The 25,580-nt window shown below is 55.6% G+C and carries 26 protein-coding genes; 24 read left to right on the forward strand and 2 right to left on the reverse strand.

Translation table 11 applies throughout. From position 1 onward, the window contains the following. Positions 1 to 13: 13 nt before the first annotated feature. The 4 genes from murA to HCQ99_RS06170 are packed head-to-tail and all read left to right on the forward strand — an operon-like array spanning position 14 to position 4,447. The gene (murA, locus tag HCQ99_RS06155; protein WP_166987458.1) at positions 14 to 1,396 is read left to right on the forward strand and encodes a UDP-N-acetylglucosamine 1-carboxyvinyltransferase; all 1,383 of its coding nucleotides are present in this window, start codon (positions 14 to 16) and stop codon (positions 1,394 to 1,396) included. Between the two features lie 3 nt (positions 1,397 to 1,399). Further along, positions 1,400 to 2,206 (forward strand): lysophospholipid acyltransferase family protein, encoded by an 807-nt coding sequence (locus HCQ99_RS06160; protein ID WP_243854807.1) that lies wholly within the window; start codon positions 1,400 to 1,402, stop codon positions 2,204 to 2,206. Then, positions 2,206 to 3,309 carry an NAD(P)H-dependent glycerol-3-phosphate dehydrogenase gene (locus HCQ99_RS06165; protein WP_166987461.1) on the forward strand — a complete coding sequence of 368 codons (1,104 nt, stop codon included), beginning with the start codon at positions 2,206 to 2,208 and terminating at the stop codon, positions 3,307 to 3,309. The genes HCQ99_RS06160 and HCQ99_RS06165 overlap by 1 nt, the downstream gene beginning before the upstream one ends. 34 nt (positions 3,310 to 3,343) lie before the next feature. Further along, positions 3,344 to 4,447: a D-alanine--D-alanine ligase family protein gene (locus tag HCQ99_RS06170; RefSeq protein ID WP_166987464.1), complete on the forward strand. Its 1,104-nt coding sequence runs from the start codon at positions 3,344 to 3,346 to the stop codon at positions 4,445 to 4,447. Here the strand turns inward: HCQ99_RS06170 and HCQ99_RS06175 are convergent. After that, positions 4,444 to 4,935: a DUF3515 family protein gene (locus HCQ99_RS06175; protein ID WP_243854808.1), complete on the reverse strand. Its 492-nt coding sequence runs from the start codon at positions 4,933 to 4,935 to the stop codon at positions 4,444 to 4,446. The two genes, HCQ99_RS06170 and HCQ99_RS06175, sit on opposite strands and share 4 nt — an antisense overlap. 115 nt (positions 4,936 to 5,050) lie before the next feature. On the opposite strand from HCQ99_RS06175, the gene HCQ99_RS06180 reads away from it, so the two are divergent. The 11 genes from HCQ99_RS06180 to ffh all read left to right on the forward strand — a co-directional run bounded on the left by HCQ99_RS06180 (position 5,051) and on the right by ffh (position 15,687). Further along, a complete protein-coding gene (locus HCQ99_RS06180; RefSeq protein WP_166987467.1) occupies positions 5,051 to 6,520 on the forward strand; it encodes an NAD-dependent succinate-semialdehyde dehydrogenase in 1,470 nt (489 codons plus the stop codon). A 159-nt stretch (positions 6,521 to 6,679) separates the two neighbouring features. After that, on the forward strand, positions 6,680 to 7,264 hold the full coding sequence (gene rsmD / locus HCQ99_RS06185; RefSeq protein ID WP_166987470.1) for a 16S rRNA (guanine(966)-N(2))-methyltransferase RsmD: 585 nt from the start codon (positions 6,680 to 6,682) through the stop codon (positions 7,262 to 7,264). Then, on the forward strand, positions 7,261 to 9,441 hold the full coding sequence (locus HCQ99_RS06190) for an ATP-dependent DNA helicase RecG (protein ID WP_166987475.1): 2,181 nt from the start codon (positions 7,261 to 7,263) through the stop codon (positions 9,439 to 9,441). Before rsmD ends, HCQ99_RS06190 begins: the two co-directional genes overlap by 4 nt. 17 nt (positions 9,442 to 9,458) lie before the next feature. Then, complete coding sequence (gene coaD / locus HCQ99_RS06195) at positions 9,459 to 9,971, forward strand: pantetheine-phosphate adenylyltransferase (RefSeq protein WP_166987478.1); 513 nt, start codon at positions 9,459 to 9,461, stop codon at positions 9,969 to 9,971. A 31-nt stretch (positions 9,972 to 10,002) separates the two neighbouring features. Next, on the forward strand, positions 10,003 to 10,530 hold the full coding sequence (locus tag HCQ99_RS06200) for a YceD family protein (protein ID WP_243854809.1): 528 nt from the start codon (positions 10,003 to 10,005) through the stop codon (positions 10,528 to 10,530). Positions 10,531 to 10,578: 48 nt separating this feature from the next. Then, positions 10,579 to 10,782 (forward strand): 50S ribosomal protein L32, encoded by a 204-nt coding sequence (gene rpmF / locus HCQ99_RS06205; RefSeq protein ID WP_166987481.1) that lies wholly within the window; start codon positions 10,579 to 10,581, stop codon positions 10,780 to 10,782. A 103-nt stretch (positions 10,783 to 10,885) separates the two neighbouring features. Next, positions 10,886 to 11,536 (forward strand): ribonuclease III, encoded by a 651-nt coding sequence (gene rnc, locus HCQ99_RS06210; RefSeq protein ID WP_243854811.1) that lies wholly within the window; start codon positions 10,886 to 10,888, stop codon positions 11,534 to 11,536. Beyond that, a complete protein-coding gene (mutM, locus tag HCQ99_RS06215; protein WP_166987487.1) occupies positions 11,529 to 12,515 on the forward strand; it encodes a bifunctional DNA-formamidopyrimidine glycosylase/DNA-(apurinic or apyrimidinic site) lyase in 987 nt (328 codons plus the stop codon). The genes rnc and mutM overlap by 8 nt, the downstream gene beginning before the upstream one ends. 16 nt (positions 12,516 to 12,531) lie before the next feature. After that, positions 12,532 to 13,398 carry a signal recognition particle-docking protein FtsY gene (gene ftsY / locus HCQ99_RS06220; protein ID WP_166987490.1) on the forward strand — a complete coding sequence of 289 codons (867 nt, stop codon included), beginning with the start codon at positions 12,532 to 12,534 and terminating at the stop codon, positions 13,396 to 13,398. 1 nt (position 13,399) lies between these two features. Continuing rightward, entirely contained in the window at positions 13,400 to 13,996 is a 597-nt protein-coding gene (locus tag HCQ99_RS06225; protein ID WP_166987493.1) for a LysE/ArgO family amino acid transporter, read from the forward strand. A 110-nt stretch (positions 13,997 to 14,106) separates the two neighbouring features. Then, entirely contained in the window at positions 14,107 to 15,687 is a 1,581-nt protein-coding gene (gene ffh / locus HCQ99_RS06230; RefSeq protein ID WP_166987496.1) for a signal recognition particle protein, read from the forward strand. Here ffh and HCQ99_RS06235 read toward each other — a convergent pair. After that, positions 15,684 to 16,835: a carboxylate-amine ligase gene (locus tag HCQ99_RS06235; protein ID WP_166987499.1), complete on the reverse strand. Its 1,152-nt coding sequence runs from the start codon at positions 16,833 to 16,835 to the stop codon at positions 15,684 to 15,686. The genes ffh and HCQ99_RS06235 overlap by 4 nt on opposite strands. 269 nt (positions 16,836 to 17,104) lie before the next feature. Here HCQ99_RS06235 and rpsP point away from each other — a divergent pair, with 269 nt between their 5' ends. The 9 genes from rpsP to HCQ99_RS06280 all read left to right on the forward strand — a co-directional run bounded on the left by rpsP (position 17,105) and on the right by HCQ99_RS06280 (position 25,524). Next, positions 17,105 to 17,530 (forward strand): 30S ribosomal protein S16, encoded by a 426-nt coding sequence (rpsP, locus tag HCQ99_RS06240; protein ID WP_166987502.1) that lies wholly within the window; start codon positions 17,105 to 17,107, stop codon positions 17,528 to 17,530. Between the two features lie 5 nt (positions 17,531 to 17,535). Then, complete coding sequence (locus HCQ99_RS06245; protein WP_166987505.1) at positions 17,536 to 17,790, forward strand: RNA-binding protein; 255 nt, start codon at positions 17,536 to 17,538, stop codon at positions 17,788 to 17,790. Beyond that, positions 17,791 to 18,396, forward strand: coding sequence for a ribosome maturation factor RimM (gene rimM / locus HCQ99_RS06250; RefSeq protein ID WP_166987508.1), 606 nt, complete (start codon positions 17,791 to 17,793; stop codon positions 18,394 to 18,396). Next, positions 18,386 to 19,105, forward strand: coding sequence for a tRNA (guanosine(37)-N1)-methyltransferase TrmD (trmD, locus tag HCQ99_RS06255; protein ID WP_166987511.1), 720 nt, complete (start codon positions 18,386 to 18,388; stop codon positions 19,103 to 19,105). Before rimM ends, trmD begins: the two co-directional genes overlap by 11 nt. A gap of 213 nt (positions 19,106 to 19,318) precedes the next feature. Next, positions 19,319 to 19,669 carry a 50S ribosomal protein L19 gene (gene rplS, locus HCQ99_RS06260; RefSeq protein ID WP_166987514.1) on the forward strand — a complete coding sequence of 117 codons (351 nt, stop codon included), beginning with the start codon at positions 19,319 to 19,321 and terminating at the stop codon, positions 19,667 to 19,669. A gap of 235 nt (positions 19,670 to 19,904) precedes the next feature. Then, a complete protein-coding gene (locus HCQ99_RS06265) occupies positions 19,905 to 20,960 on the forward strand; it encodes an NAD(P)H-dependent flavin oxidoreductase (protein WP_166987519.1) in 1,056 nt (351 codons plus the stop codon). 145 nt (positions 20,961 to 21,105) lie between these two features. Further along, positions 21,106 to 21,813 (forward strand): signal peptidase I, encoded by a 708-nt coding sequence (gene lepB, locus HCQ99_RS06270; RefSeq protein WP_166987522.1) that lies wholly within the window; start codon positions 21,106 to 21,108, stop codon positions 21,811 to 21,813. 4 nt (positions 21,814 to 21,817) lie between these two features. Continuing rightward, the gene (locus HCQ99_RS06275) at positions 21,818 to 22,465 is read left to right on the forward strand and encodes a ribonuclease HII (protein WP_166987526.1); all 648 of its coding nucleotides are present in this window, start codon (positions 21,818 to 21,820) and stop codon (positions 22,463 to 22,465) included. 224 nt (positions 22,466 to 22,689) lie between these two features. Next, complete coding sequence (locus HCQ99_RS06280; RefSeq protein ID WP_166987529.1) at positions 22,690 to 25,524, forward strand: InlB B-repeat-containing protein; 2,835 nt, start codon at positions 22,690 to 22,692, stop codon at positions 25,522 to 25,524. Positions 25,525 to 25,580 lie beyond the last annotated feature (56 nt).

The raw sequence follows: 25,580 nt of genomic DNA on the forward strand, positions 1-25,580 counted from the left end.
AGGAACAAAACAGATGAGCGACAAGAAAACCGACGGTCTCGCGCTAGATGCAAAAAAGGCTGGCGAACGCGTAGGTCTGACCTCAGACGAGATCATCATCAACGGTGGTAAACCGCTGCGCGGTCGCATCGAGGTGCGCGGCGCGAAAAACCTTGCGACAAAAGCGATGGTTGCGGCTCTGCTCGGGCATAAACAGAGTGTGCTGCGTGACGTTCCGAACATCTCAGATGTGCGCGTAGTTGCTGGGCTGCTGGCTCTGCACGGAGTGCTGATTACGCGCGGTGAAAACGATGAGTGGATCCTCGATCCCTCCAATGTCGAAAAAGCGCATAAAGCTGATATCGACGCGCACGCAGGCTCATCGCGCATTCCGATTCTGTTTTGCGGGCCGCTGCTGCACCGCCTTGGTGAGGCTTTCATCCCGGATCTTGGGGGGTGTCGGATCGGCGACCGCCCAATCGATTTTCATCTTGACGCGCTGCGCAAATTTGGTGCGGTTGTTGACAAACAGTCGGGTGGCATCAGCCTGACCGCACCAAACGGCTTGCGGGGCGCAAATATTGAGCTGCCGTATCCGTCAGTCGGTGCAACCGAGCAGGTGCTGCTCACCGGCGTGCTTGCTGAGGGGCATACCGAACTGCGCAATGCTGCAATTGAGCCAGAAATTATTGACCTCATCTGCATTCTGCAGAAGATGGGCGCCATCATCAATGTTGAGCCAAACCGGGTGATCTTCATTGAGGGTGTGAAAGAGCTCGGCGGCTACGACCACCGCGCGATAGCAGACCGCAACGAGGCCGCCTCATGGGCGTCGGCTGCGCTCGCCACCAACGGCGATATCTTCGTCGGGGGTGCCAGACAGGAAGAACTGATGACATTCTTGAACGTGTACCGTAAGGTCGGCGGTGAGTTTGAAGTGCACGATGACGGAATTCGTTTCTGGCGCAAAGAGGGAGACCTCAACCCCGTCACGATTGAAACCGATGTGCACCCGGGGTTCATGACAGACTGGCAGCAGCCGCTTGTCGTGGCGCTCACGCAGGCACCGGGCGTGTCAACAATTCATGAAACCGTGTATGAAAACCGCTTTGGCTTCACAGATGCGCTAAATCAGATGGGCGCCGATATTGTGGTGCACAAATCTGGGCTGGAAGATGAGCGACGCCGTGTTAAACGCCGTGAGTTTGAGCAGGCAGCCGTGATTACCGGCCCGACCCCGCTGCACGGCGCAGATATCGAGGTGCCCGACCTGCGCGGCGGGTTCTCGCATCTGATTGCTGCGCTGACAGCATCAGGACAGAGTAAAGTTTCAAATATCGGCATTATTGCCCGTGGCTACGAAAATTTTATAGATAAACTGCGCAAACTCGGCGCAGACTTCATTTACGAGGGGTAAACCGTGAACGAGCGGGCACAGCACGAAGTGGAGCTGGTGCGTTTTAAGCGCCGCCGCACACCTGAAACTACAAAGTTTGGTCCGTTTCGCATAATTGCCGCGATTGTGCTGCCGCTGTGGCAGTTTGCGGCGAAGTATCGCTTTGCCCCCAACAGCAAGCTTCCCGCACAGGGGCCGTTCGTGCTCGCTCCGAATCATCTGAGCGAAATCGATCCGATCGCTATGGCGGTGGCGGTGTTTAAGCTCGGGCGACTGCCGCGTTTTATGGCGAAAGCGAGCCTTTTCAAAGTGCCATTTTTAAAGTGGATTTTGAAGATCACCGGGCAGATTCCGGTTTATCGTGAAGCCAACAGCGGCGACGCAGGCGCGGCCGGTGCCAGGCACTCAGCGATGCAGGCAGCCAGTCACCTCATCGCGACTAGCGGAGGTGTTATCGTCTACCCTGAGGGCACACTAACGCGCGACCCCGACATGTGGCCGATGCGCGGTAAAAGCGGCGCAGCACGGCTTGCGCTGGAGGGTAATATTCCGCTCATTCCGGCCGCGCATTGGGGCGTGCAGGAGATTATGCCGCGGTATGGCAAGAAGCTAAATTTGTTTGGGCGCAAAACTGTGCGCGTTGCCATCGGTGAGCCACTCGATCTGAGCGAATATCAGGGGCGGCCGATCAATAACGCTGTAATTGGCGAGGTTACAGATAAGCTGATGGCAGAGATCACCGCGCTCTTAGAAACACTGCGCGGGGAAGAGGCACCCACAAAAAGGTGGGATCCAAGAGAGCATGAGCAGAGCGAAACAGGGCGGTTTTAGTGGCTAAAGAAGCAGCGCAAGACGCTCCGGTTGTTGCGGTTATCGGAGCCGGAAGTTTTGGCACAACATATGCGAAGGTGCTGGTTGACGCCGGCTGTGATGTGCTGCTTTGGGCACGTCGCACAGAAGTTGCAACCGAAATTAACACAAGTCACCGGAATGGCAAATACCTGCCCGGTGTAAACCTGCCGCGAGGCTTGAAAGCAACCGATCATCTGCAAACTGCGGTTGAGGACGCAGAAATAGTGTTTTTGGCGGTGCCAAGCCAGTCTCTGCGTGAAAACCTGCAGGCAATGCGGCACTATCTGCGGCGGGATGCGATCCTCGTGAGTCTGGTTAAGGGCGTAGAGCAATCCACCCAGATGCGCATGTCACAGGTGATTACCGACACACTCGACTGGGATATTGAGCAGGTTGCGGTGGTTTCTGGCCCCAACATCGCGCTCGAGATAGCCCGTGAACAACCAACCGGCGCGGTGACATCGTCTGTCAACCTGGAAACAGCGCAACGCGTTGCAAAAATTTCAAGCACGCCGTATCTACGCACCTACATCAACACAGATGTGACAGGCACAGAGCTCGGCGGTGTGCTGAAGAATCTAATCGCGCTCGCAATCGGCATCGTTGATGGAGTCGGCTACGGCGACAACACTAAAGCGGCTATCATTACTCGCGGGATCGCAGAAATGACCGAGTTTGCGGTCGCTTCAGGGGCAAATCCAACGACAATGACAGGGCTTGCGGGCTTGGGTGATCTGATCACCACCTGCCAGTCACCGCTGTCGCGCAACTCAACTGCTGGCCGCCTGATCGGCCAGGGCTACAGCAAAGAAGAAACGACGCAGGAAATGTCACAGACCGCTGAGGGCATCACATCAGTTGCGCCGGTGCTTGCGCTAGCCAGGCAGCGCGGCGTTGTTATGCCAATCGTGGAGCAGGTGCAGATGGTGCTTGAGGGGCGCATGAAACCCGCAGACCTTGGCCCGCACCTCGCTACTGAAGACGAGGTGCCGCAGCCTGAAATGCAGTTGCAGGACGATGCAGCCCCGAATTTTTGGGCGCGTGTAAAAGCCGTTTTCAAGGGCGCGAAAACCAGCAACTAAGCAAAAACACCGAGTCAGCATCTGGAGATACCGTATGAGCGACAAAAAACTAACCGTGGCGCTGCTGTTCGGCGGGCGCTCCAGTGAACATGTTGTGAGCTGTGTCACCGCCGCAGGCGTGTATCGTGCGCTCGATAAAGAGCGTTTTAACGCGATTCCTGTCGGGATCACCAAAACCGGTCAGTTCGTGCCCGTCAGTGAGTCTGTGCTGCTCAGTTATGCGCTTGACAGTGATCCACTGCCAGAGGTTGCGGCAGGTGATGAGCGCATCATCTGGCCGCTGGCAACCGACGATCACACACTCCGTGTGCTTGACGCTCAGAACCAAATTACTGAACTTGGCACAATCGACGTGGTTGTGCCAATGCTGCACGGCCCATTCGGCGAAGACGGCACAGTGCAGGGGCTGTGTGAGCTTGCGGGCCTCCCGTATGTTGGCAGCGGTGTGCTCGCTTCCGCGCTGTGCATGGATAAGCATGCGCTGAAGGTTGTGTTAGAGACAGCGGGCGTTAAAGTAGCGCCATGGAACAGGATTAGCCGCCAGCAGCTCGCGCAAGATCCGCAAGCGGTGACGCGATTAGATCAGGGCCTTAACTACCCACTGTTTGTGAAACCAGCGCGCGCCGGATCCAGCGTTGGGGTGACCCGTGTGACTGAACCTGGCGGTCTTGCCGCGGCGGTTGATACCGCGCTCGCTGAAGATCACACCGCGCTGATTGAATCAGCCATCACCGGCCGTGAGGTTGAGATCGGTGTGCTTGGCGGGCGTGGGGATGCGAGCCTGCGTGCCAGTGATGTGATTGGTGAGATTAAATTCACCGGCCGCGACTTTTACGACTTTGAATCTAAGTATCTTGGTGGTGCTGGCGTTGAAATTGTGCTTCCCGCGGAAGTGATAGACGCCGAGTATCAGGCGCTACGTGATGCGGCCTTTAAAGCATTTGATGCTGCCGGCTGTGCCGTCTACGCACGCATAGACTTCTTTTTAACAGCCGACGGGCCGGTGCTCAACGAGATTAATACGCTGCCCGGGTTTACACCATTTTCGATGTATCCGCAGCTGTGGGAGGCTTCGGGCGTGAGCTACTCTGAACTCATTACCGAACTTATTGAGTTGGCTTTAGAAGCCCAGCGCTAGCTGTCACCCTGCTCGATTGTGCGTGCATCGGCAACGTTGCTGCACTGCCGCACCTGCGGGAGACGCTCCACCGCAGACTGCAACTCAAGCAGCACATCGGTGCCGCTTGTCTGATCTGAATCAACAAACACTTCAAACCCGGGCTCCCGGCCGTAGGCTTCGAAGCGAAACAGCGGAGCCTCAGATTCATCTATCACCCAGTCAACGCCGTTTAGGTTAATGCAGGGGTTCACGGTCGGCTCTGAAACCGGCAGGCCGCAGCGTGTTAACACCGCAGCAGGGTCGCCCCAAGCTCCGGTTGCCTGCGCATTGGTGGCGCGTTTTGCAAACCCTGCAAGCTCGTTTGGAAGCCGCACTGTGACGGCTGCGCAGTGCGGATCGTTTGCGGATTCTGCCGGGGTCAGTGGCACAGGTGACGCGCACCCAGCTAGTGATGCTGCTGCTACCAGGGGCAGTGTGAGGGCGAAAGCGCATCGGAATTTTGTCACGGTGTAAGCCTAGCGTGAGCTCTTACGATATCGGAAACCGTGCGTGAGGGCGCAACTGTTGGGGAGTAGAATGGGACGAGTATATGATCTCGACGTAGTCGTGAAAGGAATATTGATGGCACTTACTCAGGCCGAAAAAGATCTGCTGGATCGCGTTGAATCTCGCCTCGCTATTGGTGGCGAATGGGTGGAAGCGCAAGAGGGAAAGACTCTCGACGTTTTTGACCCGGCGACCGGCGAACTTTTGAAGAGTATCGCTGATGCGAGCGTTGCTGACGCGCAGCGGGCGCTGGATGCCGCTGTCGCAGCTCAAGCAGAGTGGGCAAAGACGAGCCCGCGTGAGCGCTCAAATATTCTGCGCAAGGCATGGGAGCTGCTGCAGGAACGCCGTGCAGATTTCGCGCTGCTGATGACGATCGAGATGGGCAAGCCACTGGCCGAAGCTGAGGGTGAGGTGACCTACGGCGGCGAGTTTTTGCGGTGGTTCTCTGAAGAAGCAGTGCGCGTTGGGGGCCGTTTTGGCTCAAACCCTGAGGGCACCGCAGACATGATTGTGTCGAAAATACCTGTCGGCCCCTGCTACTTCATCACCCCGTGGAACTTCCCACTTGCGATGGCAACCAGAAAGATCGCGCCTGCGCTCGCCGCTGGGTGCACCGTGGTTGTGAAACCGGCTGCGCTCACTCCGCTCACAACTATTTACTTCCAGCAGCTGCTTGAAGATGCGGGCCTGCCAAAGGGCGTGGTTAACGTTGTTGCAACTTCTCAGTCGAGCAAGCAGTCGGAAGCTCTGTTGCAAGATAAGCGTCTGCGCAAGCTCAGCTTTACCGGCTCAACCCCGGTTGGTGTGAAACTGCTTGAGGCAGCGGCTCAAAATGTATTGCGCACCTCGATGGAGCTTGGCGGTAATGCGCCACTCATTGTGTTTGAAGACGCAGATATCGATGTCGCAGTTGAGGGTATTCTGGCTGCAAAATTCCGCAACATCGGCCAGGCTTGCACGGCTGCCAACCGTGTTTATGTGCAGGAGAGCATCGCTGACGAAGTTGCGGAGCGACTCGCAGAGCGCGTCAGCGCTATGAAGGTTGGCCGTGGCACTGAAGAAGGTGTGCAGATTGGTGCACTCGTCGAAGAAAAGGCGGTTGCAAACATTGAGCGTCTGGTAGACGGTGCCGTAGAAAAGGGCGGCCGAGTGCTTGCCGGCGGTAAGCGAATTGCTGGGCCTGGCTGCTTCTACCAGCCAACAGTTGTTGACTACACCCCACTCGAATCAGATCTGGCGCGTGAGGAAATTTTTGGCCCCGTGCTTGCGATTGTGCGCTTTAAGACCGAAGACGAAGCTGTGGAGCTTGCAAACGACACTGAGTACGGGCTCGCAAGCTACGTTTTCACAGAAAATCTGCACCGTGCGCAGCGCATGATCGACCGTATCGAAGCTGGCATGATGGCTGTTAACGCCGGTGTGCTCTCTAACGCTGCGGCACCGTTTGGTGGCATGAAGCAGTCCGGGCTCGGCCGTGAGGGCAGCCACGAGGGTATCGAAGAGTTCCTGGAGACTAAGTACACTATGATCCCACGCCGCTAAGCGGAATTTTGGATCATCTCTGAAACCTAAATAGCCAGAGTGTCCAGCTAGCCTGCGCTAACTGAGCACTCTGGCTGTTTTTAGTGGGTGTGTACGGTTAATAATTTTCTGTATACAAATTATGTGCAGCGACATACACAGCAGAGTAGGGTTGGGCTTGTGACAAGAATTATTGCCGGTGCGGCAAGCTCCCTCAGATTGAAGGTGCCCGAGCGCGGCACAAGACCCACCTCAGATCGTGTGCGTGAGGCAATTTTTTCAACCCTCGAAGCGTGGGATTTTGTTGCGGATACGCGGGTGCTGGATCTTTACGCCGGTTCGGGAGCTCTCGGTCTTGAAGCGGTTAGTCGCGGTGCGCGTGAGTGTGTGCTCGTGGAAAAACATGCGGGAGCGGCAAAAATTGCGCAATTAAACGCGCACACAGTGCTTGGTGCGGTGCATAAATCAGAGCGTGAGGCGCAGGCGAAAGTGTGCGTGAGCGCCGTCCGCACATTTCTGCTTGCGCCGCCCGCTGAACTCTTCGATGTGGCGCTTATCGATCCCCCCTATGATCTGCAAGAAACTGAATTGACAGAGTGCTTGGAACTGCTGCGCCCGCATCTGGTCGAAAATGCTGCTGTGCTGGTTGAGCGTGATAAACGCAGCCCGGAACCAATGTGGCCTGCTGGATACTCCCTCATAAAAGTGAAGGATTACGGTGAAACCAGCTGTTGGTGGGCAGAGGCAGCTAAGCTCGAAGAGTGACAGCAGCAGGACTCGATTCTTCCTTACAGAGTGTGCTTGGCGTAAAGCACGCGAAGGCGATTGAGCGCGCCTTTGGATACCGCACAGTTGAAGAGCTGCTGCTGCACATGCCGCGGCGGTATTCAAAACGCGGTGAGCTAACCCCGCTTACGTCGCTCCCGCTGGGAGAGCACGTCACAATCGTTGCACGTATTCTAGACGTGCAAAAACGCACTATGGCAGCGCGTCGCGGCTCTATTTTGAGTGTGCGCGTGACCGACGGAAACGGTTTTCTAAGCCTCACTTTTTTCAACCAACCCTGGCGTGAGAAAGATCTTATCGCCGGTCGCAGCGGCCAGTTTGCGGGTAAAGTCACCGAGTATCGCGGCCAGTTTCAACTGCAAAACCCCGACTACGAGCTTTTTGACAGTGGCGCGGAAGTTGCGGCAGCAGGCGGAGACATCCAGGCGCTTAGAGACGCTGCCGCGCTTGCATACTCGAAGCGACCTGTGCCGGTGTATCCAGCAACCGGTGCGCTGCCCTCCTGGGCTATTGCGAAACATATTGCGCATGTGCTGCAAGAAATACAGGAAATTCGCGACCCGCTCGCTGACTCTCTGTTGCAGCGGATCGGTATCGTAAACCTGGATACTGCGTTGCGGGGTGTGCATCAGCCTGAGACAGAGAGCGACTACAGAGCGGCGCAGCACAGCCTAAAGTTTCGTGAGGCGTTTGCGCTGCAGCTGGCATTCGGGGTGCTGGCACAGCGCGCGAAAGCACACGCGGCAACCCCGAGGCCCTTAAACGAACACGGGCTGCTGCAGCGTTTTGACCGCGCGCTACCGTATGCGCTGACCGGCGACCAATTAGCTGCGGGTGAGACTTTTGCGGCGGAGTTAAACCGCGCATACCCGATGGCGCGCCTGTTACAGGGTGAGGTTGGATCGGGTAAAACCGTGGTGGCCCTCAGAGCGATGCTGCAGGTTGCTGACAGTGACGGGCAGACAGCGCTGTTAGCACCCACAGAAGTGCTCGCGGGGCAGCACTTTCGCAGCGTGTGTGAGCTGCTTGGCCCTGAGCCGACAGCAGAATTAAAGCCGGTGCTGTTGACGGGCTCTTTAAGCACCAAAGAGCGTAAACAGACACTGCTGAAAATCGTTTCAGGCGAGAGCAAAATCGTGATCGGAACCCATGCCCTCATAAGCGATGCAACCCAGTTTTTTGACCTCGGCTTGGTTGTGGTTGACGAACAGCATCGCTTCGGGGTTGAGCAACGCGATGCGCTGCGCAGAAAGGGGCGCACCTGGCCGCACCTGCTTGCCATGACGGCCACCCCGATTCCTCGGACAGTTGCGCTGACCGCGTTCGGCGAGCTTGAAATTACGACGTTGCGAGAGCTGCCTGCCGGCAGAATCGGCATCGACTCGCACGCGGTGCAGGTGCGTCAGCAGCCGCAATTGGTGGCGCGCGTCTGGCAGCGTGCGCTTGAAGAGATCGCCAACGGTCGCCAGGTGTATGTTGTGTGCCCGGCTATCGATGTTGAAACAGGGGGCGGATCGGCGGCAAACCCCGACGCTGCAGCACCAAAGGCACGCGCCGGTGTCGCCCAGATTGCCGCATCGCTAAGATTGCGTGATGATTTTCAGCGAGTAACAGTCGGAGAGCTGACAGGACAGCTGTCTGCCGACGCAAAAGAAGCGGTTATGCAAGATTTTGCGGCCGGTGCAATCGATGTCTTGGTCGCCACAACCGTTATTGAGGTTGGTGTTAATGTGCCCAACGCCACGATGATGATTGTGCTTGAGGCAGACCGCTTCGGGGTGTCGCAACTGCATCAGCTGCGCGGCCGCGTGGGGCGCGGGGCGCATGCGGGATTGTGTCTGTTTTTAACTGAGGCAGAGCCTGGCACTCCCGGCTGGGAAAGGGTTGCAGCGGTCGCTAACACCGGCGACGGTTTCGAGCTGGCAGAGTTTGATCTCGAACAGCGCCGTGAGGGCGATATTTTAGGCAACGCACAGTCGGGCGGTAAATCTCGGCTGCGGCTGCTCAGAGTGTTAAACGACGCAGAAATAATTTATGCCGCCAGGGAGCTTGTAGACGCTCTGCTGCAGCAAGACCCCACGCTCGAAAAGCATCCACAGCTGCGCGATATGGTTGCGGCAGATCTTAACAACGCGGCACAGCTCGATAAAACATAAGGCAGTATGGTTTAACTATGACTTCAATCGCAGTTGTGCCAGGATCCTTCGATCCGGTCACCTTTGGGCACCTCGACGTGATAGAGCGTGCAGCCACTATTTTTGATGAAGTGCACGTTGTGGTTGTGCACAACCCTGATAAAAAACCGCTGCTCTCACTTACGAGTCGGATCGATTTGATCCGCACTGCTGTCGAAAAATTTGATACTGCGGCGAAGATTGTTGTTACCGGTTGGCAGGACGGTCTGCTCGTCGAATACTGCAAGCAGGTTGGGGCGACAGTGCTTGTGAAGGGTGTGCGCAACCAGCAGGATATCGGATACGAAACCCAGATGGTGCTGATGAACCGTTCGCTAGCGGGCATCGAAACTATGTTTGTGCTACCGGATCCAGCATTTTCAGCGGTTTCTAGCAGCCTTGTTAGGCAGGTGTTTCACCTGGGCGGAGATGTCAGCGAGTATGTGCCGCAGCACGTTATCGACATTATGGCCGCTGCAGCTCTTAGCGACGAAAACTCAGCGGCTGAATAGCGCACCCAGCTCAGCCGCATAAAATCGATGCGTGAGCACTAGAAAACTGTTTGAATTCAATATTCGCGACATCTACAACCGTCCCGGTGAGATGCGTGAGTTTGCGCGCACTGAAACCCTGCAAGAACAGTGGGGTGAGGGCCTAGCGAAAATACCCGCCGGTGCTGCTATCAACGCAGATGTGCGACTTGAATCCGTGCACGAAGGCATTCTCGCAACAGTTAGCGCTGATGCAGAAGCAGTGGCTGAGTGCGGCAGATGCCTAACAGAGTTCACAGAAACACAGGAAGTCGCGTTTACCGAACTTTTCGCGTATAATCCTTCTGAGGCCGACGAATACGGAGTTCACGGTGATCACGTGAACCTTGAACCCCTGCTGCTGAACGAGTTTGTGCTTGCACTGCCGTTCCAACCTGTTTGCCGCGAGAACTGCGCTGGACTAGATCCAGAGACAGGCGAGCGTCTAACAGAGCCCGCAGCGGCTGATGCTGAGAAAGCGGTTGATCCCCGCTGGGCAGCGTTAGCTGAATTTTCGGTTGCAAATGACCAGGACAAATAAGACCACAGGTTTTGTTTGTCATCAATTATGTTTAGAAAGTAGAGCATCATGGCAGTTCCAAAGCGCAAAATGTCACGCTCAAATACCCGTCATCGTCGTTCACAGTGGAAGGCAAGCGTGCCAACCCTGGTAAAGACTGTCGAGAACGGCCGCACCGTGTACAGCCTTCCACACCGCGCACGCGTTGTTGAAGACTCACAGGGCACCCCACTCTTCATGGAGTACAAAGGCCGTCGCGTAGCTGACGCATAAGGTGACAGAAAAACACTTTGAGAAGCCGTCCGCATCTTTCGGGTCTGCACCCAAAGAGGCGGGCGGCTTTCTTGCACCATTTGGTGTAAAGGTTGATCCGGCTCTGCTCGAACGCGCTTTGACACACCGCTCTTGGGCGGCAGAAAATAAGGGTCGTGACCACAATGAGCGACTTGAGTTTTTGGGTGACTCTGTGCTCGGCTTTGCGGTTACCACCTACCTGTATAAACGCTACTCTAAGCTTTCAGAAAGCGAGCTCACAAGACGTCGTGCGGCGGTAGTTTCAACGGTGGCGCTCGCACAAGCCGCAAGGCGTATAAACCTCGGGGCCTATTTGTATTTGAGTCGCGGCGAGAACGACTCCGGTGGCCGCGACAAAGACTCAATTCTCGCAGATGCGTTAGAAGCTGTGATCGGAGCAGTGTTTCTATCAACCGGAATTGACACAGCAAAAACCTTCGTGCTTGAACTGCTAGAGCCGCAGCTTGCAGATATTGATTTTCTGGCAGCGACAATTGATCCGAAAAGCGCACTGCAGGAGATTGCTGCTGCGCGGGCGCTCCCGCTGCCGCAGTATTTAGTCACCGGCACAGGGCCGGATCATGATCGCCGCTACACCGCAACCGTGGAGCTGCTTGGAGTTGTCGGAATCGGGCGGGGCACGAGCAAAAAAGCCGCTGAAGCTGCTGCCGCGCGTCAGGCGGTGTTAAAACTGCATGAAGCTGAGCTGCACCGAGTAAACGCAGATGCCTGAACTGCCGGAAGTTGAGGTGGTTCGTGCAGGCCTAGTGCCTGCCGTCACCGGCGCAACAGTCTTAGGCGCTGAAGTTTTTGATGCGCGCTCGCTGAAACGACACATCAGCCGGGCAGGGCGCGACTCTGGCGCAGTTTCTGCCGGGCACGGCCGCACACTAGATGAGAGCACCAGGCGCCTGCGAGCGGCTGATTTTGAGCGGCGGATCACCGGTGCCAGGCTGCTTTCCCCAGCCAGACGCGGGAAATTTTTGTGGATTCCAATTGCCCCCAGTGGCGTCCCAACTGCTGTGCCAGATGAGGCACTGTTTGCTCACCTCGCGATGAGCGGGCAGGTGCTGCTTAGGGCAAATGATGCGCCGGAAGATAAGCATGTGCGCATTCGTCTGTGGGTGCAAACAGCTGCCGGTAGCGAGGTGCGTGTTGACTTTGCCGATCAGCGGCGCTTCGGGTCTCTTGCGATTGATCCATTAGCTCCAACGCATGATGGGAAAGCTGCGGGGTGGGGCACAGAGCTGCCGTTACTGCCGGCACAGGCCCAGCATATTGCGCGCGACCTGCTAGATCCGGCTTTTGATTTTAATGCTGTAGCTGAGCAGCTGAAAACAAAGTCTGTGCAGGTGAAAAAACTGCTGCTCGAACAGAGCCTGATGAGTGGGATCGGCAATATCTATGCCGATGAGGCCCTATGGCTTGCCAGAGTGCATCCGGAAACACCGGCAAACCGTATCTCTAAACGGCGTTTAATCGAACTGCTCGAGGCCGCCCGCACAGTTATGGAAAAGGCCCTCGCCGAAGGCGGCACCTCGTTCGATGCTCTCTACGTTAATGTCAACGGTGAATCAGGATACTTTTCGCGCAGTCTAAATGCCTATGGACGGCAGGGGCAGCCGTGTCAGCGCTGCCGCAGTTTGTTGCAGCGTGTTGTGGTTGGTGGGCGATCCGCAGTATTTTGCCCAAGCTGCCAGCGCCGCCGCTAGCAGGTAGTCTAGAAACATGGCATGGTCTTTTTCTAAAGCGTTTTCAGGGCTGTTCAACCGCAGTGAACCCATTACTGAAGATACTTGGGACGATCTTGAAATGGCTTTGATCGGCGCAGATTTTGGGCCCGACTTAAGCGATGAGATGCTCACCGAACTGCGTGACCAGGTTGAGCGTCACAGCATCACCGATGTGAAAGATCTGAAGCAGCTGCTGCGAGACACTATCGCTGATCGTCTTGCAAAGTTTGATCCAACCCTAAAACTGAGTGACCGCCCAGCAGTGGTGTTAGTTGCGGGTGTGAACGGTGTTGGCAAAACAACCACTATCGGAAAATTTGCCAACTACCTAGGCAACTTCAACCGCAGAGTGCTTGTGGGGGCGGCTGATACATTTCGTGCAGCAGCGGTTGAGCAGCTTAACACCTGGGCGACGCGCGGCGGGGCAGCGATTGTGAAACCCAAACAGCAGGGGCAGGATCCCGCCTCTGTTGCCTATGAAACTGTGCAGCGCGGCATCAACGAAGGTTTCGATGTGGTTGTGATTGACACCGCCGGGCGCTTGCAAACCAAGGGCGGTCTTATGGATGAACTGTCAAAAATCAAGCGTGTAATCGAGAAGCTAACCCCAATTTCAGAGGTGCTACTTGTGCTTGACGCCACCACCGGGCAGAACGGTCTCGCTCAGGCCGAGGCGTTTATCGAGCACGCCGGTGTGACCGGGCTCGTGCTCACAAAACTAGACGGCAGCGCCAAAGGCGGTTTTGTGCTGAACGTGCAAGAAAAGACAGGGCTGCCGGTAAAGCTTGTTGGGCAGGGTGAGGGGATCAGTGACCTGACCGGCTTCACGCCGCACGTATTCGCACAAAATTTGGTTGATTAGCATGGAAATCTGGCTTCAGGGGTTCCTTACCGGTCTCGCGCTCATCGTTGCAATCGGTGCGCAAAATGCTTGGGTGTTGCGGCAGGGCATTAGACGTGAGCATGTGCTCGTAGTGGTGCTCACCTGTATGCTCGCAGATATTCTGCTGATAGCGCTCGGCACCGCCTTCATCGGGGTGCTCTCAAACGCTGTGCCGTGGCTCCTTGACGTTCTACGGTGGGGCGGGGTTGTTTACCTCATCTATTTCGCGAGTCGCTGTTTTATGTCTGCGGCGCGAGGTGCTGGGGCGCTAACTGAGGCAAAACAAGCAGGTGCCGGCTCAGTGCTCACAACAACTTTGGCACTCACTTTCTTAAACCCGCACGTCTACCTCGATACGGTCGTTATGCTCGGCACCGTCACCAACTCTTTTGGCGACGCAAAATGGCTGGCAGCGGTGGGCGCGATGACAGCTTCGGTCCTCTGGTTCGGGGGTCTCGGATTCGGGGCACGCGCACTCTCAGGAGTGCTCGCGAAACCGCGTGCGTGGCAGATTATTGATGTGCTAATCGGTATCGTGATGCTGCTAATCGCCTACAAACTGGCGTTCAACGGCTAGCCTCTGCCATAAACTCAACTGCCTGAAGAGTTAATGCGCTTGCCGCGGGTCTCTTGGGGCGCTTATTTTACGAATATTTACGCAGTTAAGCCCTGTAGAATGGCATAGTTATGGCTACATTTGGCACACTCTCAGAGCGACTTACACAGACCTTCGCGCAGCTCCGCACCAAAGGCAAGCTGAGCGCTAGTGACGTTGATGGCACCGTGCGCGAGATTCGACGCGCGCTTTTAGAAGCAGACGTTGCGCTTGACGTGGTTAAGAGCTTCACCGCAAAGGTGCGTGAGCGGGCGCTTGGTGACGAGGTTAATGAGGCCTTGAACCCTGCGCAGCAGGTTGTGCAGATTGTGAACCAAGAGTTAATTGAAATTCTTGGTGGTCAGCAGCGTCGGCTCCAGTTTGCAAAACAGCCCCCGACGGTGATTATGCTCGCCGGTCTGCAGGGTGCCGGGAAAACCACTCTGGCTGGCAAACTCGCTAAATGGCTGAAAAAAGAGGGACACACCCCGCTGCTGGTCGCCTGTGACCTACAGCGCCCGAACGCGGTAACCCAGCTCGGTGTTGTTGCTGAGCAGGCGGGGGTAGCTATTTATGCGCCAGAACCCGGCAACGGTGTTGGTGATCCCGTGCGCGTTGCAACCGACGGTGTTCGTGAAGCAAAGTCTAAACAGTATGATTTCGTGATTATTGACACCGCCGGTCGTCTCGGTGTTGATACAGAGTTGATGCAGCAGGCGGCTGATATTCGAAAAGCCACCAACCCTGACGAAGTGCTGTTCGTGATCGATGCGATGATCGGTCAAGATGCTGTCACAACAGCGAAAGCATTCCAAGAGGGTGTTGACTTTACCGGTGTTGTGCTCACCAAACTTGACGGTGACGCACGCGGTGGTGCGGCGCTCTCAATTAGGTCTGTGACGGGTCGCCCGATTCTGTTCGCCTCAACCGGTGAGACGCTTGACGACTTTGAACAGTTCCACCCGGATCGGATGGCGAGCCGGATTCTGGATCTCGGTGACATCCTCACCCTGATCGAGCAGGCGCAGGCCGCGTTCGATGAAGAAGAAGCGCGTAAAACTGCTGAGAAGATCGCGAACGATCAGTTCACGCTCGATGATTTCTTGAAGCAGATGCAGCAGCTGCGCGGGCAGGGCTCACTCAAGAAGATGATGGGCATGCTGCCCGGCATGGGCAAGATGAAAGCCCAGCTCGATGCGTTTGATGAGCGCCAAATCTTGCACACCGAGGCGATTATTCAGTCAATGACCCCTTATGAACGCAAAAACCCGAAAATTTTGAACGGGTCACGCAGGTTGCGCATCGCAAAGGGATCCGGGCAGACAGTTACCGATGTGAACCGTCTCGTGAAGCAGTTCGAGCAGGCTGCAAAGATGATGAAAACAGTTGCCCGTGGCGGTATGCCGCAGATTCCGGGGATGGGGCAGATCCCTGGCGTGCCAGGCGCACACGGCGGTAAGAAAAAGCAGACTCAGGGCAAGAAAAAAGGCGGCCGCAAATCAGGCAACCCCGCCAAGCGTGCGCAGGAAGCAGCCGGCAAGTCAACATCTGCTGCGACGAATGGTGCCGGCTTAGGCGCATTCGGTGGGCAGAGCTCTGCTGGTCAAGCTGCGCCGCGAGCTGCCGACATCAAGCAGATGCAGGAGCTCTTAAAGAAGAGCGGGCTGCGCTAAACGAAGTTTGCGTCGAATTCATCGACGAGAATTTCGGTTGCCTTAAACAGCGCCTGATCCCTATCTCCGCTGCTGTCTAACTCTGCGGTGTAGGCCGCTTGCTGTCTTTTTGCACAGCTATCTTCTGTCGCCAAACGAAGAATATCGTCTGCCGCTTCCGCGCAACCCAGCGTTTCAATACTCACAGCGTGCGACTCTATTATTTGCTGCAGTGAGTCGGTGAGTGATTTACGCGCCTTAGAGTCAATCACGCCAAGAGTTGCGTCTGCGCCGTATCTGGCCGCCTGCCATTTATTAAAGCGCGTCAGCCATTCAGGGTCTGGCTCATGGCATGTGTGCGTGCCGCGGGTCACACCATCAGCAACAATTTGAGTTAGCGCAGTTACTGCTGCGATACGGCGCAAACTGCCGGTGCCGTCGCAGGCGCGCGCCTCCACTGTGCCCCAACCGGGAGCGGGCCGCACATCCCAGCGCGCCTCATTCAGCTCAGTAATTAGACCCACCTGCTGCATCTGCTCAATGGTTTTTTCAAACTCGTCCCACGTTGCCTGCAGCGGCGGCACCCCTGCGCTGGGTAGCTGCTGAAAGAGCATCGTGCGGTTTGATGCATAGCCGGTGTTGATCCCCTCCCAAAACGGGCTGGAAGCGCTTAATGCAATTAGGTGCGGTTGCACGCGTGAGAGGGCGTTCATCACCGGCACAGCAAATTTTTTGTCTGCCACGCCGATGTGATTGTGGATGCCCCAGATTAGCATTTGCCGACCCCACCAGCCGTAGTCTTTTGCAAAGTTTTGATAGCGATCGCTGTCTGAAACTTTTTGGTCTGCCCAGCTCGAAAACGGGTGTGTGCCGCTTGAAATAAGTTTGTAGCCGCGCTCTTCCGCAAGCTGTTTTAGGATCCACGCCATTTCACGCAGCTCAGAAACAGCGGCGGCAACTGTGCGGTGCGGCGATGTCACCAGCTCCACTGTGTTCTGTAGCAGCTCTGCGGAGACCTTACCGTCACAGCTTTCGGGTATTGCGGCATTGAGCGCTGCAATGACCGCTGGCGCGTCGTTTACGAGTTCCAGTGAGTTAGCGTCAACCAGGGCGATCTCCCACTCGATACCGAGCGTGCTATTCGGAGAGTCGGTGAATGACAGATGCATTGTCGCCTACCTCAAGTTCTTAGTGCCGCGCCGCGTTTGTCGGCGCAAGGTGGATCCGCCATTTTCTCCCTGGAGAGCAAATTAGCTAAATGTAGCAAAATAATATAACAGTTATTTGATTTCTTATCCTAAATGAAAAATCCCAGATCGCAACATAAATTGCGAATATAGTAAAACTGTGTCATGATTGAAGGGTGCGACAGGCCGGAGCCGGTCGCTGACTCATGTGAGCCCGAGCTCACCGAAATAAGCTTTAATTAGGAGCAAAAATGGCAGTAAAGATTCGCCTGAAGCGCATGGGTAAGATCCGCGCGCCTTTCTACCGCGTTGTGGTAGCTGACTCACGCACTAAGCGCGACGGTCGCGTAATTGAAGAGATCGGTAAGTATCACCCAACTGAGAACCCATCTTTCATTGAGATCAACTCAGAGCGCGCACAGTACTGGCTCGGCGTTGGTGCACAGCCAACCGAGCAGGTGCGAGCACTTCTGAAGCTGACCGGCGACTGGGGCAAGTTCAAGGGCGAGGGCAACACCGAGTCTGTTGTGAAGCCGGTTGAGGCTAAGGAAGCTTTTGTGGCTGACGAGTCAAAGAAGTCGGTTATTAAGCCAAAGGCAGAAAAGCCTGCTGAGGCTCCTGCTGCTGAGGCAGAGGCGGCTGAGGATGCCGCTGCTGAAACCACTGAAGAGGCTTAATTAGAATGTCGACAGTCTCATTACAGGACGCGCTAAAGCACCTTATCAGCGGTATCGTTGACCGTCCTGAAGCTGTGGAGATTGACTCTGTTGAGAGCGTGCGCGGTGAAACCCTTGAGGTGCGTGTGCACCCGGACGACCTTGGCCGTGTGATTGGCCGGTCGGGTCGCACAGTGCAAGCTCTGCGCACGGTCATCGGTGCGCTGGCGCGTGACCGTCGTGTGCGCATTGATATTGTCGACACCGATGAGACTGCATAGATGAATAAACCCTCAGGTCGCGTTCAGGCTCCCCTTCCCAATATTGGGCGGGGGAGCCTGCGTGTTGGCAGACTGACCAAGCCGCACGGTCTGAAGGGCGGCATTAAACTCGAACTTTTTACCGACAGCCCTGACCTGCGTTTCGTGCCGGGAGCCGAGTTTTATCTGCAGGTGCCGCGCGAGAGTGAGTGGTTTGGCAAAACTATCACGCTTAGTGAATTGCGGTGGTTTAACCAGCAGCCGGTCGGTTTCTTTAGCGAGGTTCCAGATCGCACAGCAGCCGAAAGCATCGTGCGTGCAATTTTGTGGATCGATGAGGCGGTTGTTGCCGCGGGCGCAGAAGACGATGCTTGGTACGATCAGGATTTAGTTGGCCTTGAGGTGCGAGAATTAGGCACTGATGGCGCTGTTATTGTGCACGGCACTGTGGCCTCGGTTGAGCACATGCCCGCGCAAGATCTATTAGCGGTGCGGGTTGCTGCTGGCGAAACAGTGTTTGTGCCGTTAGTTGCAGCGATTGTGCCGGAGGTTGATCTCGCAGCGGGATTCGTGCGTGTCACTCCGCCGCGCGGGTTGTTTGCTGATGAGGCTGACAGTGCGCATTGATATTGTTTCAATCTTTCCCGCCTATTTTGATGCCCTAGAGCTGTCACTGTTGGGTAAAGCCCGGCAGCGCGGGCTGCTCGATGTTGCCGTCCACGACCTGCGTGATGTCACAACAGACAAACATCGCACTGTTGATGATAAACCAGCAGGCGGTGGCGCCGGTATGGTGATGAAAGCTGAGCCCTGGGGGTTGGTGCTGGATAAAATTCTTAGCGAGTCGCCCACCGTTGCAACAGATGCTGAACCATTAATCATCTTTCCGTCACCTGCGGGTGAAGTTTTTAATCAGGGCATGGCGCGTGAGCTTGCCGGTGAAGCACACCTTATATTTGGGTGCGGTCGTTATGAAGGCATCGATCAGCGTGTGTTTGATGAGTATGCAGAGCGTGGGCGGGTGAAGCTTGTCAGCATCGGCGACTATGTTTTAAACGGCGGTGAAGTGGCTTCGATTGCAATGATTGAAGCGATCGCCCGTCTCTTACCGGGTATGGTTGGCAACCCGGAAAGCCTTGTTGAAGAGTCGCATGAGGGTGAGAGCGGTTTGCTCGAATACCCGAGCTACACGCAGCCGGCGGTGTGGCGCGGCCGAGAAGTGCCACCGGTGCTGCTCAGCGGGAATCATAAGAAGGTCGCCGAGTGGCGTCACGCACAGCGAATCGAGCGCACTCGTCGTGTGCGCCCTGATCTGTTGCCGCCGGAAGCTGATTAGGGCTCAGTGGGTACGCAGCGTGAGTTGCAAAACTGATTGAATAACCCGCTGATTCTAGTTTGTAAATAACCGACTAATACCGTAGAATTTATCTCTGTGTGTCAGCGCGCGCCGCTGCCGTGAGGGTGAGCGCGTCTCAAGCTAACACAAAACACTAAGTCTTGAAACTATTAATGCGTGTTCGACTTGCGGCGGGCACAGAAAGAGATGATCATGCAGAAGCTTGACTTCCTTGATGCAGCATCGCTGAAGAGCGACATCCCAGACTTCCGCGCGGGCGACACTGTTAAGGTGCACGTTAACATCGTTGAAGGTAACCGCTCACGTGTGCAGGTTTTCCAGGGTGTTGTAATCGCGCGTCACGGCGAGGGCGTTCGTGAAACCTTCACCGTGCGCAAGATTAGCTTCCAGGTTGGGGTTGAGCGTAAATTCCCAGTGCACTCACCAGCTATCGACAAGATCGAGGTTGTAACTCGCGGTGATGTGCGTCGTGCAAAGCTTTACTACCTGCGCGGCCTGACCGGCAAGAAGGCTAAGATTCGCGAAAAGCGCGACGACGTCTAAACCGTTAACTACTTATAGGGCATAACCCGGCCTTAGGCTAATTCCTTAACTAGGATCGGTCTGCACGGGTTTCCTTCTGCAAGGGTCTGAATCTGATACTGCATCGGATTCAGACCCTTGCCGTTTTATGACAGCTGCCAAGATGCAACCTTGCGCAGCTGAGAGAAACAGGCCTGCCTTTAAGCAGCCCAGCGGCTAAACTCGTGGCTAGAAAAAGCTCGCGAAAGGGTGCAAAATGTTTTCTTTCTCATCTCTCGAACTGCCTATTGTTGGAGCCCCTATGGCTGGTGGGGTGAGCACGCCTGAGCTTGCGGCAGCAGTGTCTGCAGCGGGTGGTCTAGGCTTTGTGGCGGGTGGCTACCTCTCTGCCGAGAGCCTGGCAGAGCAGATTCAGAAGACCAAAGCACTTACCGATCTGCCTTTCGGTGTCAATCTTTTTATGCCCGTGACAGACGAACAGCTGCCGTCTGACGCAGATAAGCAGCTGACAGAGTTCGCTACTGCTTTAGATTCTGTAAGTCAGCAGCTAGGAGCCGAGTTGGGTGAGGCAAAAGCCAGTGCCGAAAGCGAAGCTCGGGTTTTTGATGAGCTTATACAGGTGTGTGTTTCCCAGACGGTTGCCGTTGTAACCTTCACTTTCGGCTGCCCACCCACCGAGCTGGTGCGCAGGCTTAAGGATTCTGGTTCCCTCGTTGGTGTAACCGTTACCAAACCTGAAGACGCCGTGGTTGCTGCGCAAGCGGGTGCTGATTTTCTCTGCGTGCAGGGGCCTGCCGCTGGTGGGCATCAGTCAACATTTAGTGTGTCTGATGAGTTAAATCAGCTACCGCTGTTGCAGCTGATTGAGCAGATACGCAGCGTATGTTCTTTGCCGCTGATTGCCGCAGGTGGGATCCGCACCGGCGCGCAGGTGCGAGAGCTGCTAGATGCTGGCGCTGTTGCTGTGCAGATCGGCACCCCGCTGCTCTTAGCAGACGAGGCGGGCACCTCGGCGACGCAGCGCGAGGTGCTGCAGTCGTTGGAGCGGGAGACGGTTTTGACGAGGGCTTTTACCGGGCGCTTTGCGCGGGCTATCAAAAATAGTTGGGCAGAGCGATACCATGAAACAGCCCCTGCAATCTATCCCGGGGTGCATGAGATAACCGCTCCTTTGCGACGCGCAGCAGCAAGTACAGGAGCGCACGAATGGACTCACATTTGGGCGGGTGAGCCGTACACCGGTCTAGCTGCAGGGCCTGCTGCAAAGATACTGCGCCAGCTAGCCCCAGCAGTAAACGCTGAAACTGATTGAGCGCGGTTAAACTCCTGGCGAGGGATCTGCGTAACTATGCAGGCTAGATCGAAAGACACAGTCTGTTTTACCGTATTTGAGTTCTTGGCATTAGGTTGCGGCTAAACTGGTGATCTCACCTAGATCCTTCAACTAAGACGAAAACGTGCAGAACTCCGAAACCTCAGCTAAAAAACCAGGCGGCGCCCTCACCTTCATCCGCGATCTCATCGTTATTGTGCTGGTCGCGCTCCTCATCTCGTTCGTTTTGAAAACCTTCCTGATCCGCTCTTTTTTCATTCCCTCAAGTTCGATGGAAACCACCCTGAAGGTTAATGACCGGGTGATGGTGAATCAGCTGGTGCCAGACATGGTGGGTTTAAATCGCGGTGACGTTGTGGTTTTCAGCGATCCAGGAGGCTGGATTCTATCTGTGCCACAGAAGAACGATAGCGCTCTGGGTAAGTTCATGCAGTTCATTGGGTTGGCTGCTGAAGATGACGCCAGCTACCTGATAAAGCGGGTTATTGGGCTGCCCGGCGACCACGTGGTGTGCTGCGATGCACGGGGGCGACTGAGCATTAACGGGGAAACACTAGACGAAACCTATTTGTCTGAGGAGACTCGCAACCATCCTGGGCCGTACACTGAGTTCGATGTGACCGTCCCCGAAAATGCGCTGTGGGTGCTCGGCGATAACCGCTTTGCGTCACGGGATAGTCGCTTTAACACTGATCAGCCGGGGCGCGGATTTGTGCCGATTGATAACGTGGTTGGGCGTGCCTTCGTTTTGAACTGGCCGCTCGATCGTTTCACCTGGCTCGACAACTATGCGGAAGTTTTTAAAAAAGTTCCCGACCCCTCTGACAAATAGCCGCATGAATATCTCAAACTGCGCAAAAGACCCAACGCTCGATTACGAATTTGAGTTGCTCACCAAAGCGCCGCTTGTGATCGGTCTCGACGAAGTTGGGCGTGGGGCGATTGCCGGCCCTGTTGCAGTTGGTGCCCAAGTTTTTACGCCGGATGCCGGAGAGATTCCAGCCGGTTTGCGAGATTCAAAACTGCTGACCGAAAAACGGCGGGAGGCTGTGGCGCCGCTGTTAGACGTTTGGGGTGCGGGCTCTGTCGCCTTTGGCGCAGCAGCAGAAATAGACGCAAACGGGATCACCGAAATGCTCGGCCGCACAGCCCGTGCGGCGCTGATCATGCTGCACGCGGCGGGCATTCCGGTGCAGCATGCTGTTATTTTGCTCGACGGTAAACACGATTGGCTCAGCCCACAACTTAATTCACCGCTCACTGTGGTCACTAGGGTGGGGGCGGATCGCGCGTGTGCGACAGTTGCGGCAGCTAGTGTGCGCGCAAAGGTGCAGCGTGATCGCTTTATGATCGCAGCAGCGAAAGATTTCCCACACTATGCATGGGAGAGCAATAAAGGGTACGGTTCGAAAGCGCACTTCGCCGGTATTGCAACACACGGGCTCACCGAGCTGCACCGTAAAACCTGGATCAGAATGCCCTAAATCAGCGATTTTTCGCGCCTTTTGAAGGGGACGCAAGCTCTTCATTAAATTCACAGGAATTTTTTCTTACGCTGCGAAGTTAGGTAATGCTATCTTTCATCTGTGTGCCGATTTTCGGCTGGCAAGCACTACGTAGTGCTTGTCTAAACTGCGTGCACGCAGTTACACAGATTAATTTACGTTTACCTAAGTGCTAAATGTCCTTGTGACATGAGGAGTATTACATGCATAGAAGCAAGTGGAGGGCAGGTATAGCTGCCGTTGCACTCTCCGGGGTGCTAGCTACCTCCCTCCTTGTACCGGTCACAGCGCAAGCTGCTGAATCAGAAATCACTGACGCAGTCTTTGAGTGGGGTTTGAACGCAGAATCAGGCAGTGCGGGGTACGCACCAAGAACCTGTAACTTCCTTGGTGCTGGTGTGTCTGGAGATAATGAGTCTTCCAGCATCTGGCAGGGCAAACAGGAAGAAAACGGCAAGGTGTTTGTTAACCCTGCAAACTCTGACGTGATGTGGCGTCAAAATGACGATAACACCTCAATTCTGAAGCCAAACAGCAACGGAGAATTGGTGCCAACCACCTGGGACACCAAGTGCCAGACTCGAGATGGCTCGCGCACAAACACTTCAGGAAAAACCTCAGAAAATATTGTGCGCATCGTTAAGGGCACCGGAACTGTTGATCCTGAAACAAACTCCGCACAAATCCGCTGGTTTGGCTCATTCTCAGTGATCTACTACTCGGGAATGACCTACTGGAGCGTTGTTAACCCGAAACTCAACGTTGTAAACGGTGAGGGTGTGCTCACAGGGCGCCTTTCTGGATACGGCACGTCCATGGAGGATCAGAGCCAGTGGAAGCGGTTGCGTGCTCGTGAAGTAACTCTCGCCACCCTAAAAAATGTCACGGTAACTGACAGTGGCATTAAAGTGACACCCGAATACAAGGGTGTTGAAATTACTCCGCCGTTGGGCGGAACCCAGGCGCGCACCGGAGCGAACTGGGGTGCATGGCCGCAAGAATTTGTTGACTTCCAAGGAGAAACAGGGCAGGCAGCTTACTGGTACTCCAGCGGTGGTTCAGCAGACTCGCGTAAAGTGCCGACAGAAATTGGTATTAGCTACACAACCCCCAACCTTGTGACCCACGCTGTCACAGTCGAGGGTGGTAAGGCCTCTCAGGCGCAAGCAGCTAAAGGCGAGAAAGTTACGTTAACCGCCTCTGTGCCTGAGGGTAAACGCTTTGTTGAGTGGCGCACCGAAACTGCTGGTGTGTCATTTGCTAATGCGAAAGACGCTAACACCAGTTTTATGATGCCGGCTAGCGCCGTCGCCGTCACAGCAGTCTTTGAAGATAAACCTGCGGCGGTAGCGCATGCGATCACCGTGACCGGCGGCACAGCCTCAGCGCAAACTGCGCTTGCGGGAGAGACCGTAACCATCACAGCGCAGGTGCCAGAAAATCATCACTTCCTGCGTTGGACGAGCGAAACTCCCGGCGTTGAGCCAACAGCCTGGACCAGCCCGCAAACATCCTTCACAATGCCGGATGCAGATGTTAAGCTCACCGCTACTTTTGGGCGCAATACTGCTCCCACCAACCGTGCGAGTGCTTCGGTAACTGTTGAGCCGCATGAGAATCTTGATCCGGCAGCACGGAATGTGCTTACCATTAGCGGTAAAGACTTTGTTAGTGACGCTGCACGGAATGGTGTCTACGTGGTTGTTAGCGAAGAAGCCATGTGGAAGCCGGGGGAGTACGTTAGAACACAAGGGCTCGGTGAGGGCGAATTTATTGCCGCTCAGTGGGTAACCCCAGAACAGCTCAAGGCTAATGACGGCGCCTTCAAAATAGATGTTGTTTTGGCGGCAAACAGTATGGATCGCAACAAGACCTACTATGCCGGAACAATGGCTGCGCACGCCCTGGCGCTGACTGAACGCTCTATCGACCGTGCAGAAAAGCTGTCATTTAAGGCGATTGATTACGATCCAAACGCGATCTTCGCACCGGATACTGTTGCAGCAACTGTGCAGGAGAAGGGTGACGTTGCTGCCGAATGGAGCTATTCTGGCGCAACTCCAGCCCGCGGCTGGGAGGTGCTGATCACCTGTGTGGAGCAGTGCTCAGATCCGCTCTACCAGAGCAAGCAAAAGAACCTCTCTGATCCTGAAGCGCGTTCTGAAACCTTCAGCTCTGTTCCTAATGGTGTCTACACCGTTTCTGTTCGCTCTGCCGGCTGGTACGGAAATGAATACAAGCAAACAGATTGGGTTGTTTCTGACAAGCTATACATCGGGGTGGAGAAGCAGGCTGACTCAAACACCGAGCCAGGTGACTCAAACGCTGAGCCGGTTGCTCCGACTGAAGAGCCTACGCAGCCTGCAACTCCGAGTGATGATCCAGCTCAGTCTGACACTTCGGCTCAGTCAGAGACCCCGACCGATAAGCCAAGTGAGCCGGTTGCCCCAGCTGATAAACCAAGTGAGCCTGCCGCTCCGGCAGTGCCTGCTGAGACTGACGACGCAGGCACAGAAGCTCCTGCCGCGGATACGAATGACGCACCAGCAGACGCGGATAACACACCAGCGGATAACGCACCCGCGACTGTGAAACCGCAGCTCACCCTCTCACAGACTGAGCTTGCAGTGGGAGATGCCCTAGATATCCTTGCAGCCGGATTTATCCCGGGAACTGAAGTCACCTTTGAGGTGCACTCTGATCCGCTCGTTATTGGCACAGTCAAAGCTGATGCGCAAGGGGCTGCCTCTCTCGCATGGAAGGTGCCTAGCACTCTGCCAGCGGGGTCACACACTGTGATTGCTACCGGCCTTGCACGCAGCGCAGATGGCGCAGAGCAGAAGGTGAGTGTCTCTCAGGAAATCACCATCAAAGCTGCAGCATCAGGGGCTACACAAGCGGCTCCTGTGACAGCGAGCGGGAAGCAAACCCTCGCCAACACAGGCGCTCCTGACGCTACCCTGGCTCTCCTAATCGGAGCCGGAGTGCTTGCTCTTGGTGGTGCGCTTCTCACAGCGCGCCGCCGCACACGGAGCTAAAACTCAACGCTAAAAAAGCTCCCCTGCGACTGCAATATACGCCAGTCGTAGGGGAG

This window comes from Canibacter zhoujuaniae, assembly GCF_011752015.1.
Classification (GTDB): domain Bacteria; phylum Actinomycetota; class Actinomycetes; order Actinomycetales; family Microbacteriaceae; genus Canibacter; species Canibacter zhoujuaniae.

Bases quoted from the DNA above. Each gene is read 5' to 3' on its own strand.
- HCQ99_RS06280 (WP_166987529.1), top strand. From the start codon at position 22,690: ATGCATAGAAGCAAGTGGAGGGCAGGTATAGCTGCCGTTGCACTCTCC.
- HCQ99_RS06180 (WP_166987467.1), top strand. From the start codon at position 5,051: ATGGCACTTACTCAGGCCGAAAAAGATCTGCTGGATCGCGTTGAATCT.
- rpsP (WP_166987502.1), top strand. From the start codon at position 17,105: ATGGCAGTAAAGATTCGCCTGAAGCGCATGGGTAAGATCCGCGCGCCT.
- HCQ99_RS06265 (WP_166987519.1), top strand. From the start codon at position 19,905: ATGTTTTCTTTCTCATCTCTCGAACTGCCTATTGTTGGAGCCCCTATG.
- HCQ99_RS06225 (WP_166987493.1), top strand. From the start codon at position 13,400: ATGGAAATCTGGCTTCAGGGGTTCCTTACCGGTCTCGCGCTCATCGTT.
- HCQ99_RS06235 (WP_166987499.1), bottom strand. From the start codon at position 16,835: ATGCATCTGTCATTCACCGACTCTCCGAATAGCACGCTCGGTATCGAG.
- mutM (WP_166987487.1), top strand. From the start codon at position 11,529: ATGCCTGAACTGCCGGAAGTTGAGGTGGTTCGTGCAGGCCTAGTGCCT.
- murA (WP_166987458.1), top strand. From the start codon at position 14: ATGAGCGACAAGAAAACCGACGGTCTCGCGCTAGATGCAAAAAAGGCT.
- rplS (WP_166987514.1), top strand. From the start codon at position 19,319: ATGCAGAAGCTTGACTTCCTTGATGCAGCATCGCTGAAGAGCGACATC.
- rpmF (WP_166987481.1), top strand. From the start codon at position 10,579: ATGGCAGTTCCAAAGCGCAAAATGTCACGCTCAAATACCCGTCATCGT.
- ftsY (WP_166987490.1), top strand. From the start codon at position 12,532: ATGGCATGGTCTTTTTCTAAAGCGTTTTCAGGGCTGTTCAACCGCAGT.
- HCQ99_RS06275 (WP_166987526.1), top strand. From the start codon at position 21,818: ATGAATATCTCAAACTGCGCAAAAGACCCAACGCTCGATTACGAATTT.
- rimM (WP_166987508.1), top strand. From the start codon at position 17,791: ATGAATAAACCCTCAGGTCGCGTTCAGGCTCCCCTTCCCAATATTGGG.
- coaD (WP_166987478.1), top strand. From the start codon at position 9,459: ATGACTTCAATCGCAGTTGTGCCAGGATCCTTCGATCCGGTCACCTTT.
- HCQ99_RS06170 (WP_166987464.1), top strand. From the start codon at position 3,344: ATGAGCGACAAAAAACTAACCGTGGCGCTGCTGTTCGGCGGGCGCTCC.
- HCQ99_RS06245 (WP_166987505.1), top strand. From the start codon at position 17,536: ATGTCGACAGTCTCATTACAGGACGCGCTAAAGCACCTTATCAGCGGT.
- ffh (WP_166987496.1), top strand. From the start codon at position 14,107: ATGGCTACATTTGGCACACTCTCAGAGCGACTTACACAGACCTTCGCG.